The organism is Bacillus aerolatus, assembly GCF_009183655.1.
Taxonomy (GTDB): Bacteria; Bacillota; Bacilli; order Bacillales; family Domibacillaceae; genus Pseudobacillus; species Pseudobacillus aerolatus.
In genome coordinates, this window is the sequence record NZ_WEIO01000016.1 from 35,959 (window position 1) to 49,118 (window position 13,160).

10 protein-coding genes are annotated in these 13,160 nt (G+C 39.0%); 8 read left to right on the forward strand and 2 right to left on the reverse strand.

The genetic code is table 11. The features are described 5' to 3' along the window. Positions 1 to 247 precede the first annotated feature (247 nt). The 7 genes from F9802_RS18335 (at position 248) to nagA (ending at position 8,372) form a co-directional block, all read left to right on the forward strand. Entirely contained in the window at positions 248 to 934 is a 687-nt protein-coding gene (locus F9802_RS18335) for an N-acetylmannosamine-6-phosphate 2-epimerase (RefSeq protein WP_152154548.1), read from the forward strand. A 98-nt stretch (positions 935 to 1,032) separates the two neighbouring features. Further along, positions 1,033 to 1,899 carry an N-acetylneuraminate lyase gene (locus F9802_RS18340; protein WP_152154549.1) on the forward strand — a complete coding sequence of 289 codons (867 nt, stop codon included), beginning with the start codon at positions 1,033 to 1,035 and terminating at the stop codon, positions 1,897 to 1,899. 23 nt (positions 1,900 to 1,922) lie between these two features. Further along, positions 1,923 to 3,419, forward strand: coding sequence for a sodium:solute symporter (locus F9802_RS18345; RefSeq protein ID WP_152154550.1), 1,497 nt, complete (start codon positions 1,923 to 1,925; stop codon positions 3,417 to 3,419). Positions 3,420 to 3,458: 39 nt separating this feature from the next. Next, positions 3,459 to 5,174: an FAD-binding protein gene (locus F9802_RS18350; protein WP_152154551.1), complete on the forward strand. Its 1,716-nt coding sequence runs from the start codon at positions 3,459 to 3,461 to the stop codon at positions 5,172 to 5,174. Positions 5,175 to 5,306: 132 nt separating this feature from the next. Then, the gene (locus tag F9802_RS18355; RefSeq protein ID WP_152154552.1) at positions 5,307 to 6,218 is read left to right on the forward strand and encodes an ROK family protein; all 912 of its coding nucleotides are present in this window, start codon (positions 5,307 to 5,309) and stop codon (positions 6,216 to 6,218) included. Between the two features lie 79 nt (positions 6,219 to 6,297). After that, on the forward strand, positions 6,298 to 7,137 hold the full coding sequence (locus tag F9802_RS18360; protein ID WP_152154553.1) for a MurR/RpiR family transcriptional regulator: 840 nt from the start codon (positions 6,298 to 6,300) through the stop codon (positions 7,135 to 7,137). A 35-nt stretch (positions 7,138 to 7,172) separates the two neighbouring features. Further along, positions 7,173 to 8,372, forward strand: a complete 1,200-nt coding sequence (nagA, locus tag F9802_RS18365; protein ID WP_152154554.1) for an N-acetylglucosamine-6-phosphate deacetylase — start codon at positions 7,173 to 7,175, stop codon at positions 8,370 to 8,372. A 316-nt stretch (positions 8,373 to 8,688) separates the two neighbouring features. On the opposite strand, the gene F9802_RS18370 is transcribed toward nagA, so the two are convergent. After that, positions 8,689 to 9,129: an NUDIX domain-containing protein gene (locus F9802_RS18370; RefSeq protein WP_152154555.1), complete on the reverse strand. Its 441-nt coding sequence runs from the start codon at positions 9,127 to 9,129 to the stop codon at positions 8,689 to 8,691. Positions 9,130 to 10,045: 916 nt separating this feature from the next. Beyond that, entirely contained in the window at positions 10,046 to 12,325 is a 2,280-nt protein-coding gene (locus F9802_RS18375) for an ATP-binding cassette domain-containing protein (RefSeq protein WP_152154556.1), read from the reverse strand. Between the two features lie 366 nt (positions 12,326 to 12,691). Between F9802_RS18375 and F9802_RS20300 the strand changes: the two genes are divergently transcribed. Beyond that, positions 12,692 to 12,853: a putative holin-like toxin gene (locus tag F9802_RS20300; protein ID WP_225435404.1), complete on the forward strand. Its 162-nt coding sequence runs from the start codon at positions 12,692 to 12,694 to the stop codon at positions 12,851 to 12,853. The last annotated feature ends 307 nt before the right edge of the window (positions 12,854 to 13,160 follow it).

Genomic DNA, 13,160 nt, shown 5'->3' on the forward strand with positions numbered 1-13,160 from the left:
TCATAGCATAAACCCTTTCACCAAACTTACTAGCAATCAGGCATATTCTTCGGATAAATTCGGCGGTTTGCTGCTTTGATATAAAGAAGTTAATTGTCATTTTAAAAAACATTTTGACAACAGACTTTCAAAATGCTATATTTTGATTGTGAAAGCGTTTTATTCGTCTCTACACGCTCGGAGATAATAGCGCATACAAAGACGATTATAGATAATGACATCTTTGCAATGAGGTAGGAGAGTTAGAATGAGTATTTTAGAGAGAATTAACAAGAAATTAATTGTATCCTGTCAGGCACTGGAGGATGAGCCGCTGCATGATTCCTATATTATGAGCAAAATGGCCTTGGCTGCAAAGCTGGGCGGAGCTTCAGGAATCCGTGCCAACACCGTAAAGGATATACAAGCGATTAAACAAGAAGTGGACCTTCCGATTATTGGCATTATCAAAAAAGATTTTCCTGATAGTGAGGTCTATATTACTCCGACATTACAGGAAGTGGAAGAGCTTTACACAGAGGGGGTTGACATCATTGCGTTTGCCGCGACAAAACAAGTAAGACCCGATGGGCAAAGTTTTCTCGAGTTCTTTTCAGAAGTAAAAGCAAGTTATCCGAATCAATTGTTCATGGCGGATGTATCTACACTGGAAGAAGCGATAGCTGCCGAAAAAGTGGGTGTAGACATTATAGCAACGACCATGGCAGGATATACCCCTTATTCTAAAGGAACAGTTCCATTGGAATTCTTAGAACAAGTAGTCGCACACATTTCTGTTCCCGTAATTGCAGAAGGAAATATTGATACACCTGAAAAAGCAAAACAGGCTCTAGATATCGGTGCACATGCGGTTGTCGTTGGAAGTGCGATTACCAGACCGAAACTAATCACTGAAAAATTTACAGAAGCAATAAATGTCCATTCAATGAAATAATTTTTTGAAAATTAGGATTTGCTTAAAATATAACTGGACAGAGAAGAAATCTAAGACCAACAAAAATACTGACTAAAAATAAATTAGAGGGTGATGACATGAAAGGGATTTTTACAGCACTAATGTGTTCATTTGATGAAAAAGGAAAGATTAATGAAAAAGGACTAAGAGAAATTGTTCGCTACAACATCGATCAATCAAAAGTTGATGGGCTCTATGTAAATGGGAGTACAGGTGAAAACTTCTTAATCTCAACCGAGCAAAAAAAGCAAATCTTTGAAATTGTCAAAGACGAAGCAGGAGATCAAATAAAACTGATTGCTCAAGTGGGTGCTCTTAATATTGATGAGGCCGTAGAGCTGGCTCGCTTCGCAACCGACTTAAAATACGATGCTATTTCCGCAGTTACACCTTTTTACTATAAGTTTGATTTTGAAGAGATTAAGGATTACTACAATACGATTTTAGAAAATGTAGATAATCAAATGATCATTTATTCCATTCCTGCATTGACCGGGGTAAGCATGAACCTAGAACAATTTGGCGAGCTTTTTGAAAATGAAAAAGTTATTGGTGTTAAGTTTACGGCTCCAGACTTTTTCTTATTAGAGAGAATCCGTCATGCATTCCCTGAGAAACTTATTTATTCCGGTTTTGATGAAATGCTTCTTTCTGCAAGCGTTTTAAATGTAGATGGAGCGATTGGCAGTACATTCAATGTCAACGGGCAAAGAGCAAAGCAGATCTTTGAATTGGCGCAAAAAGGACAACTTGCTGAAGCGAGAGAAATCCAAAAAGTGACCAATGATCTGATTTCAGAAATTTTGGAAAATGGCCTATATCAAACAATTAAAGAGATTTTGAAAACAAAAGGTGTAGATGCAGGTGTTTGCAGAAAGCCAATGAAAGCGCTAACGGATGAAAAAATACAAAAAGCAAAACAGATTGCTGAAAAATATGTATAAGCACTAAATAAGGAGGTGCCTAAATGGACGGAAAATTTGCCGTTATTGATTACATTATTTTATTTGCCTATTTAATATTCATCCTATATGTAGGGATTGCAGTAGCCAAAAAAGAAATGCAAGGGAAAGAATTCTTTAAAGGCGATGGCTCGATCCCTTGGTGGGTGACATCCGTTAGTTTGTTCGCGACCCTCTTAAGTCCAATTTCGTTTTTATCGCTTGCAGGAAACTCTTATTTAGGCACATGGGAGCTTTGGTTTGCTCAATTAGGTTTGTTTATTGCCATGCCTGTTGCTATTTACTTCTTCCTGCCTGTATATAAAAAGTTGAATTTAGATACAGCCTATGAGTATTTAGAGCGGCGTTTTGATAGAAATATGAGAATTGTTGGCAGTGTTCTCTTTATAGTATATCAAGTTGGCCGGATGTCTATTATTATGTACTTGCCAGCGATTGCCTTAACTGCTGTTACAGGAATCAATACAGTGGTGATTATCCTATTTATGGGTGTAATTGCGACAATTTATTCGGCTTTTGGCGGAATCAAATCCGTACTTTGGACAGACTTTATCCAAGGGATTGTATTGATCGGCGGCGGTATTTTTGCTCTTATTATGCTTCTTTTCTCAATCGACGGCGGAGTTAGTGAAGTATTGCGTGTCGGTTCGACTGATCATAAATTCTTTACGGATACGGTTTTGTTCGATCCAAACTTTGTAAATAACAGTATACTTCTAGTCCTCGTTGGTGCAGGATTGTCTACAGCCTTTTCTTATATTTCAAGTCAGGACATGGTTCAGCGTTATTTGACTACAAATGATTTGAAGGAAATGAATAAAATGACTTACTTAAATGGGGCGCTTTCCCTTGGTACGGCCACCTTATTCTTCTTTATTGGAACAGCGTTGTATGTCTTTTATACTCAGCAAGCAGGTTCAATGCCAGAAGGAAAGGCTGACTTAATCTTTGCTAATTTTATCGTCAGTGAACTTCCAGCGGGTATTTCTGGTTTATTAATTGCAGGTTTGTTTGCAGCTGGCCAATCCACTCTTTCGACTGGATTAAATAGTGTCGCAACAAGCTGGACATTAGATATTCAAAAAGTGCTTAAGCCGAATATAAGTGATGAAAAAAGTACAAAAATCGCTCGAAATGTTTCCACAATTGTTGGAATTTTTTCCATCGCCTTTGCGATTGTGCTTGCCTATTCCGATGTTGGTTCAGCCTATTCATGGTTCAACGGACTAATGGGATTAGCATTAGGGATCATTGGCGGTACCTTTACACTAGGCGTTATGACGAAAAAGGCAAATTCTAAAGGGGCTCTTTTAGGTTTCATTGCTACAACGATTGTAGCTATTTATGTTTCCTACTTTACTGAAATATCATTATGGGCCTACTCAATCATTAATCTAATTGCTTCCCTTGTGTTTGGATATGGATTTAGCTTACTCTTTAGTGAAAAAAGTAAAGCTCAGGGCGCAGAACTGACTTTTTATGATAAAAAAAAGTTAGGGTAACAAGGAAGATGTTAAAACTAGATAAGACTAGGTGAGATCATGGTAAAAATCAGCAGGAAAATCAGGACCGATATTTTAGTGGTCGGAAGCGGTTTATCAGGGATAAAGGTCAGTAAAGAACTAGCTGATCAGCAGCATCATGTTCTTCTGGCGACAAAGATGAAAGTAGCATCCGGCTCGAGCTTTTATCCTTTGAAGGCTTCCCTTGGAACACAAGTATCCAAAGACAAAAAAGATGAGCAGACTTTTCTAAGCGATATCGAAGATTTAAGCCGGGGAATGCACCGGCAGGACTTGGCCGAGGTGTATGTTCAAGAAATTCCTGAAAGAGTGAAGGAATATAAAGACATTGGGGTAAACGCCAAAAAATTGGAAGGGGAGCGCAAAGCTTGTTTCGCTCCTCATTCCCGTGATATTTATTTACTAAGTGATTGGGATCAGATCCGGGAAAACGTCAGAGAGATTTTCTCTCAATATGATCATCTTGCCATCATGGAAAAAACCGTCGTCATTACCTTGATAAAAAAGGAGCAGCGCATTGTTGGCGCCCTTCTTTTAGATGAGAAAAATGAGCTGGTATTGGTTGAATGCAAAGCTGCTATTTTAGCGACAGGCGGTTTTGGAAGTATTTACAAGCATAACCTCAATCCAAACGATGTGGATGGATCAGGGCATATTCTTGCACTTGAAGCGGGCGCCAGTCTCGTCAACATGGAATTTATTCAATTTATTCCAGGGATCACCACTCCCCGATATAAAACATTATTTGGGGAGCATACCCTTATGTACTGTCATGATATCGTCGGCGAGAATGGGGAAAGTTTGCTGGATTCTTTTCTTCCTGAAGGATTGTCAAAAAAGGAATGCTTGGAAATCAGAAGCACCCATGGACCATTTACTCATTCGCTTGAGTCCAAGTACTTTGATATTGCAATGATGAAACAGATTATTTCCTCAAGAAGTGAAAAAGGATTTCAACTTCTGTATGATGAAAAGCTTTATGAGAATCAAGAAGAATTCTATACCGTTTATTTAAATTGGTTAAAAGAAAAAAATGTTCATTTAATTGAAAATGAGATTCGGATTACTCCATTTGCCCATGCCAGTAATGGAGGGGTATATATTGATATCTATGGCCGTACTGGGGTGGAGGGCTTGTATGCGATCGGAGAACTTTCTTGTAATATTGAAGGCGCTAATCGCCTTGGCGGGAACTCTACGGGAGCCTGCATGGTGTTTGGAAAGCGGGCTGCAGTCCATTGTGGAGAGTATGTCCGGGGGATAGGCGTACATGAAATTAGTGAAGATGAGGGACATGCTCATTTAGAGAAATTATTTGGAGCTAATGGTAAAATGAAAAGGATCACCGCTTCAGTTTCGGATAGTGAGCTTAAAAGAATAGAGGAACAAGCTCACCATATTATTGATAAGATCAAAGAAGTTATGTGGTATTACGGAAACGTGGTTCGTACTGAGAAGCAGCTAACACAAGCGCTTCAAGAAATTAGTTCATTGGAATTGCAGATGGATGTTCGTCTATTTTTTCAACAGCCAGCTTCAAGAAGGTTAGCGATAAAAGCAAAGAATTTTATCAAGCTTTCACAAATTCTGCTGCAGGCGATGCTTGAGAGGAAAGAAAGCAGGGGGGCCCATTACCGTGAGGACCACCCTCACGAAGATCCGGCATTCGAACAGCGCTTGTTTGTATCAGAATCACAGACTGGAACGATGCAATTTACGTTTCTCAACCAATAGTTTTCTTTATCACTCATAAAAATTCGAGAAAAACCTGTATATCGGTTTTTCTCTTTTTAGTGTCAAGCAACAGTGCTTTCATAGCAAGGAACCTGCGTTTTTCTTATTTGTATAGATAAAGGAGAATTCATCATGCAACTTGGCGTTATCGACATTGGAGGAACTTCTATTAAATATGGAGTAGTCAATAGAAATGGAACTCTTATGAATCATGACTCTATTTCTACGGATGCTTTCAAAGGTGGAAAGGCATTAGTAGAAAAAGTGTTTATGATTTGTGACAAACTGATGGAACAGTATAAAATAGAAGGAATCGCGATCAGCTCCGCTGGTCAAATTGACCATAGAAATGGAATTGTCGTCTTTGCGACAGACACTATTCCAGGCTATACGGGAACACCAATAGCAGATCTTGTTGCCAGCCATACCGGGTTGCCAGCAGCCGTCGAGAACGATGTAAACTGTACGGCACTTGGGGACTATTGGCAAGGTGCAGCGAAAGGAATTAGTGATTTTCTTTGCGTCACAATTGGTACGGGAATTGGTGGAGCCTTATTCTTAAATGGCAAGCTTTATACAGGAGCCCACTTTTCGGCGGGAGAAATAGGCCATATATGCCTCTACCCGAATGGAAAGCCGTGTACGTGTGGGAATAAGGGGTGCTATGAAAAATACGCCTCCAGTTCCGCGTTGGCAGAACTTGTTGAAACTGAATTTGGGACAACGTTGGATTTAAAAGAGTTCTTTACGAAGGTTAAACAGGGAGAGGCAGAAGCGGTTACTATTTTTGAACATTGGGTGGATGATCTCACGACAGGTTTACAATCCCTCGTTCATATCTTTAATCCAGAACTAATTGTGATTGGCGGGGGAATTTCCGCTCAGGGCGATTTTTTATTGGACGCTATAAAATCCTCTCTTTATAAAAAAATAATGCCTAATCACCGCAAGTCATTGGAAGTCAAACTCGCCCAACAAGATAATAAAGCGAACCTAATAGGTGCGGCCAAGCATTTTCTTATGATGCATGGGGGTTTAAACTAGATATAAACAAACAACTAACCGTTTTTAAATAAGGAATGACAGGCTATAAAACAGCTAAATTGCAGGAGGGAGATCGAAGATGAAAATGAGGTCAATTAATGGACCAAAACCTTCCATCGTCATGGAGCAAAACAAACATGATTTTACAAAGTCGGAGAACAAAATTTATGAATATATTCTCGCAAACCCTGAACAGGTCCTCTATCATTCATTAACGGAACTTTCGGAAGCAAGCACGGTAGCCGAAGCTACCGTGCTACGTTTTTTTCGGAAATTAGGATATAAAGGATTCCAGGATTTTAAGTTTTTGTTTGCCCAAGAAGTGGCCGCTGAATCAAATCAACACTACCAGGAAAGCTATATGGAAAGAATTCGCACTAATATGGTCCAGGCAATTGAGGATACGTATGATATTTTAGATACCCAATCGCTTGAGGGATGTATCAATGCCATCGACCGATGTCAAGATGTAGTTATTTTTGGGATTGGTTCATCGGGGATCGCAGGTCTTGATATGCAAAATCGGTTAATGCGGATTGGTAAAAATGCCAGTATTATCACTGATCCCCACTTTCAAGTTATGCGCGCCTCCGCACTAAATGAAAAATCAGTGGTTGTTGCAATTAGTTTGACGGGAAGTACAAAGGATATCGTTGACACAGTCCAAATTGCAAAGGAAAAGAAGGCTACGGTTATTGTTCTAACCAACTATGTAAAATCGCCTTTAACGAAATACGCTGATTATATTTTGCTGACTTCCGCAAAAGAAAACCCGCTTGACAGTGGATCATTGGTTTCGAAAATTACCCAGCTTTACCTTATTGATTTAATTTGCACTGGTCTGACGATGAAAAATTACCAAGAAGCGGAAAAAGTAAAAATGGAGATTACTGAAAATATTGCCAGCAAGCTCTATTAATCCTGTCTCCATTTAAGGTGAAAGGATGAATCAATTTGAATCCAATTTTAATAAAAAATGCGACTATTTATGCTGAAGAAGAAACGATTGAAAAAGGATATTTATATTTAACAGAAGGACGGATCGCGGGGATTTTTACGCGGGAACCTGAGGAGTTGCCTAGACATACTCAAGTAATAGACGGGGAAAATCTGCTTGCTCTGCCCGGCTTCATAGACGGTCACATCCATGGTGCCAATGGAGCGGATGTCATGGATGCGACAGAGACAGCTCTAGAGACTATGGCGTCTTTTTTACCGGGGGAAGGGACGACCAGTTTCCTGGCAACGACGATCACGCAAGCTCCGGAAAGCATTGAGAAAGCTTTAATCAATCTTGCAGCCTACCAAAATAAACCGGGACAAGCGGAAGTGATCGGTGTTCATCTAGAAGGACCATTTGTAGAAAAGAAGCGGGCCGGTGCACAGCCGCAGCAATATATTATTGAGCCTAACCTCCATTTATTTGAAAGGTGGCAGTCTCTCTCAGGCAATCAGATTAAAACGGTGACACTGGCGCCTGAGCATGATCCTGATGGGCTCTTTATAAAAGAATTGGCGGCATCCGGCGTTAATGTATCAGCTGGACATACCGATACAAATTTTATTGGGATGAAAAAAGCTGTTTCCCATGGAGTCCGTCAAGCTACCCATTTGTGCAATGCTATGTCAGGTATTCACCATCGAGACATTGGCGTTGTGGGGGCTGCCCTTCAATTGCAGGAATTAAGAGGTGAACTAATCTCAGATGGAATTCACGTATCGAGAGAGATGATGCAATTAATCTTTGAGCATATGGGAAGTAAAAGGCTAATAATGATTACCGATTCGATGCGGGCTAAGGGGCTGGCTCCGGGTAATTATGAACTTGGTGGACAGCCTGTTACAGTGACCGAGGATCGTGCAGTTTTAGCAGATGGGACATTGGCTGGAAGTATTCTTAAAATGAATGAAGGCGCCAAGCAAATGCTTAATCTCGAGGGAGTTGCGATTTCCGATATTATTGAAATGGCTTCTATGAATCCGGCAAAACAAATAGATATTTTTGACCGAAAAGGAAGCATTGCGATTGGAAAAGATGCGGATGTTTTATTGGTAGACAATGAAATGAATATTGAATACACCATTTGCCGAGGTATAATTGCATATAATGCAAATTTTTATGAAGAGATGGACAAGAAGAATCAGAAACAATAAAAATACAGATGGAAAGGTGGTAAATTCATCAAAGAGGTGTCCATATGTACAACACTGTCTGCACGCCTCTTTCTTCTAAAAGCTATCCAATTAAACTTGGATGGCTTTTTACTTTTATTCTGGGGTACCGCCAACATTTCGGAAATTTTGTACGCTAAGCGAATTTCAACCTAAAAAAAGTCGATTTCCTGTACGTTAAGGAACCGACTTTTTTAGGTGCCTTATTCAAGTAACTCCCATGAAAAAAGATTATTTTCATCCTTGTTGGTGAAGATTGCTTCATGGGTGGCTGCCCGTTACTTCAATAAGAATTACACTAACGAATAAACGCCAATTCTCTATTAGCAAGTGCATCGTTTAACCATAGAGGATGCATTTTCAATAGGTCTTGCGGTAGGTTCTGTTGTTCAAAAAACTTAATTTCTAGTGACTCAGAAGAATTACATCGTAGTTCTCCACCAGTAATTTCAGCAAGAAAACAGGTTGTTATAAAATGTACTACTTTACCATTTGGATAAGCAAACACCTGTGAATTAGGGTCAGAGTACACACCAATAAGCTTTTTAATTCTTATATCTAAATTGGTTTCCTCTTTTACTTCTCTGATAGCTGCTCCAGAAACTGTTTCCCCTATTTCTACATGTCCTGAAGGTATACCCCATAGTCCTACATCTGACCTTTTCTGTAACAAAACTTGTTTTTCCTCATTCAAAATAATAACTGCAACCCCAGCTTTTAAATCATCAATTCCTTTCATACAATAACCCTCCTTAAAGTAATAAAAAAAGGACCGAAGAGAAAGATTTCAACGCATAACAAATACGCTGAACCTTTCCCCTCGGACCTTTTATGTCAATAGGTGCCTTTTACATATCGTAAAAGATGTAGCCCTTGGTCACTGACCTACCTAGATAGCGGAACCCTAGCTACAATTTTCCAGTTCATATTTATTTTACAACTAATACTCAGAAGATGAAAGATCATTCTTTCACTAAACTGCGGCGTTACTTTAAGTACATCATTTATTTTATAAAATAGTACCGAAAACGGACGTTTAGGGTACTAATAATCACTTTATCAGATAAGAACCTATTTGGGAACCGTCTCCAAAAAAGACTAAACGGCTTCAGCCCTCTTGAATACAGGGCTAAAGCCGTCTAAACCATTTTTATTATTTCCGCTGTCTACTTGGCGTAATCGCAGACATATTGATGTAGCAATGTTTGCCTAAAAGTATATACTGATTAATTCTTCAATTAAATCATTCTTACTTAAATATTCATTTTTATAATGGCTAAATTGTATCTTATAAAGTTTTTCATGTAGATTATTGTCTTTGTTAAGATGTTTTCTACATGCTTATTTTAGTTCGTTTGAAAATCTATTTGAGGATTTTCTTTAGAGCCTGCGTCCATACAATTAAGAAAGTCACATACATTGGACCAATTTACTACCTAACAATCAGGGATAATCCTAACTACGTAGTAAATGGTCTCGTGATTGTGGCAACAGATGGGTATTGATGGATTTATATAGAGAAGCGGAAACGGCTTCTTGCAGTAACGGTTCGGATGGAGTTTCAATTGGTTACGGTCAACACCAGCAATTTATCTTTCATTAGCAAGAATCAGCCACTTCGATAAGTGGGGAATTTCAAATAATAAATCCACATTTTAAGTGAATTGTTTTCTAGCTCCATCTTTTAACCATTTCGCTGTCAATGTTTCTGCATTTAACATCTCTTCTGGTGTGCCTTCAAATATAATATGTCCGCCTTGTTTTCCTCCTCCTGGGCCCAATTCTATTACCCAGTCGCTCACCGCTATAAAATCTAGATTGTGTTCGATTATTATCACAGAGTTACCTCTGTTTACAAGTTTTTGAAATACATCTAAGAGTTTTCTGTTATCTTTTGTGTGCAGTCCTAAGGATGGCTCGTCTAATAAGTAGATTTGTCCTTCTTTTTGTAAATGGCTTGCAAGTTTTAGACGTTGGATTTCTCCTCCGCTTAGAGAACTTGTTGTCTGTCCTAAAGTTAGATACCCTAATCCTACGTCTTTTAGTGTATTCACTCTTTTTATGATCTTTGGTACTTTAAAATAATTTATCGACTCGTCTATAGTTAGATCTAAAATCTCTACTATATTTTTATCTTGATATCGATAGGATAGGGCTTCGTCTGAATATCTCGTACCACCACACGCTTCACATGGGATTGTGACTGGATCTGCAAATGCTACGTCTGGCGTTAGGACTCCTTTTCCTTTGCAGATAGGACATGCTCCTAAAGAGTTAAAGCTGAACAAACCTGCTGGTTGTCCTGTTTCTTTTGAAAATATGGAGCGAACATCATCCATTATTCCCATATATGTGGCTAGTGTCGAACGGTTAGAGATTCCTATACTTCCTTGTCCCACCATTATGGTTTCTGGATAACTTTCTGTGAATGCTCCCAAAATTAAGGAGCTTTTACCTGAACCAGATACTCCACATACAGAGACTAAGACATTGCTAGGAATATTTACGCTTATATTTTTTAAGTTATTGTTGCTTGCTCTTTTTATTGTAAAATAACTTTCTATATCCCTTGGATTGCTGTTGATTTTTAGCTTGTGGTTTAGGGTTGTTGCGGCTTTAGAGTTTATTAGTCCTTCTAATTTTCCTTGATAGACAACTTCTCCGCCGTTTACACCTGCTCCTGGTCCCATCTCTATTATTTCATCTGCTGCTTTTATTACTGATAAATCGTGTTCGATGACAATGACGGTATTATGTTGGGCTTTTAGACTTTTCATCATTTGTATTAACCTATCCACTTCTTCTGGATGGAGTCCTGCGCTTGGTTCGTCGAAAATGTATGTAATATTGTTTAGGCTGCTCCCTAAATGACGAGCGATTTTTACCCTTTGAGCCTCGCCGCCGGACAAGGTACCCATTTTTCTTGATAGACTCAAATATCCTAATCCCATTTCAGCTAGTTGTATGAGATGTGGAATTGTTTGTTGTGCGATAGATTCTCCCATAGGATCTTTTATGTTCGTTAGCTCTTCCAGTAGTTCTATAAGCTCTAATTGATCGTATTCTGCGATATTTAAACCATTTATTCTACATTCCAATACCTTTGGGTTTAGGCCTGAGCCTTGGCAGGTTGGGCATAATGAATGTGTTGATACTGCTAAGACGTCATCTTGAGTTACTTCTTTTAGCTTTGAGATATCTCTATTGATATAAAGGCGCGTAAATCTGGGCAATAATCCATCCCACTCATGTTTTTGAGGTCCGTGTTTTGTGTGAAACGGCGCATAGACTCTTTCACCTGCCCGGGGACCATATAATAGCAGATGGAGTTCTTCTTCTGAGTAGTCCTTTATCGGTTTATCCGGATCGAATAATCCGCCGGTCATCATCCATCTGCCTTGCCAACCTGAAGGAGATAATGGCTTAAATTTCACTGCGTAATCTCGAAGTGACTTATAGTAATCAATCATCTTATTTAGGTCTGGCGCAATGACCTCCCCAAATCCACCACATTCTGGACATCTGCCAAAAGAACTTTGGCTCGAAAAGTCGTTGGCAGAACCTATTGATGGCTTTCCTATTCTTGAGAACAAAAGTCTAATTAATGGATTTATATCCATATAGGTGCCTACCGTTGAGCGGGAATTGCTCCCTATAGATCTTTGTTCTACTACTACAACCGGGCTTAAGTTTTGCATAAGATCGGCGTGGGGCCTTTCGTACCTTGGCATTTGATATCTGACATAGAGAGGATAGTTCAAAGTCATTTGTCTTCTGCTTTCTGTTGCTAATGTATCAAAAACAACGGAGCTCTTTCCTGAGCCTGAAAGACCAGTAAATACGATAATTTTTTCTTTTGGTATGTTTAAATCTACATTTTTTAAATTATTTTCTTTAAGCCCTCTTAAAATGATTTCATCTTTTATTTCTGACATTTTATCACCCTCTCTGATTTTATCTACTATGCTTCTTTCAGTTTGCCTTTATAGCATGATATTTGATTAATATTCTAGTTTACACTTTATCACATAATATTGTTCTAAACTTCACCTGTATTCTCTTCTGTCTTTAAATGGGGTAGAACCATTGATGTTGATTTTTCATATAGTGGTGATGTTCAGTGGAGGTCTAATAAATGTTTTTTAAAAGAAAGCCGAAAATAAATGAGCAAACAATCAAAGAACTCGTGCAGAAGAAAGTCCGGATGAACAATTTATCGGATTGGCTGACCGGATTTTGGAGGAGTTTCCCGTTCATCTCAAGCGTGACGGTATCATCCCCAATAAGAAAGGGGTGCTATGATGACTGCTTATGAAGCTTTCTCGCTCATGCTAGCTTTCGGTGTGTTTGTTATAGTGCTACTGTCATTTAACCAAAAAAATAATCCACCCTTGAGTCTGCGGCTCAGATGGATTATCTCTGTCTGCTGCCAGCTCCTTGTAGGGAGCCGAGCTATTGTATAGGCTGAAGGTGTGACCGCACCTTCAGTCGTTCGAAGTGGATATCTAAGCAGGCCTGTGGCAACTAACATTTAAAGTAGTGGTTGAGAACCTAGTTAAATAGCTTTAGCTGTCATTATCAAAAATAGGAAATCCGTTGTAAAAGTTGTGAAAAGTGAAAATAAAAAGCCTTATTCCTCTTCTTATTAAGGGGGACTGACCCCATAGAGTGAGACAAATAAAAACACCTTTAAGTTGAAAAACGGGTATGGAATACCTAAAACCAACTTGGAGGTGTTTTTTCTATGGGGACAAGAGTGAGTTATCCGGC

What these genes read in the sequence shown, in the direction of transcription:
- F9802_RS18340 (WP_152154549.1), top strand. Translation starts at nt 1,033, where the DNA reads ATGAAAGGGATTTTTACAGCACTAATGTGTTCATTTGATGAAAAAGGA.
- F9802_RS18335 (WP_152154548.1), top strand. Translation starts at nt 248, where the DNA reads ATGAGTATTTTAGAGAGAATTAACAAGAAATTAATTGTATCCTGTCAG.
- F9802_RS18370 (WP_152154555.1), bottom strand. Translation starts at nt 9,129, where the DNA reads ATGAAAGGAATTGATGATTTAAAAGCTGGGGTTGCAGTTATTATTTTG.
- F9802_RS18345 (WP_152154550.1), top strand. Translation starts at nt 1,923, where the DNA reads ATGGACGGAAAATTTGCCGTTATTGATTACATTATTTTATTTGCCTAT.
- F9802_RS18355 (WP_152154552.1), top strand. Translation starts at nt 5,307, where the DNA reads ATGCAACTTGGCGTTATCGACATTGGAGGAACTTCTATTAAATATGGA.
- F9802_RS18350 (WP_152154551.1), top strand. Translation starts at nt 3,459, where the DNA reads ATGGTAAAAATCAGCAGGAAAATCAGGACCGATATTTTAGTGGTCGGA.
- F9802_RS20300 (WP_225435404.1), top strand. Translation starts at nt 12,692, where the DNA reads ATGACTGCTTATGAAGCTTTCTCGCTCATGCTAGCTTTCGGTGTGTTT.
- F9802_RS18375 (WP_152154556.1), bottom strand. Translation starts at nt 12,325, where the DNA reads ATGTCAGAAATAAAAGATGAAATCATTTTAAGAGGGCTTAAAGAAAAT.
- F9802_RS18360 (WP_152154553.1), top strand. Translation starts at nt 6,298, where the DNA reads ATGAAAATGAGGTCAATTAATGGACCAAAACCTTCCATCGTCATGGAG.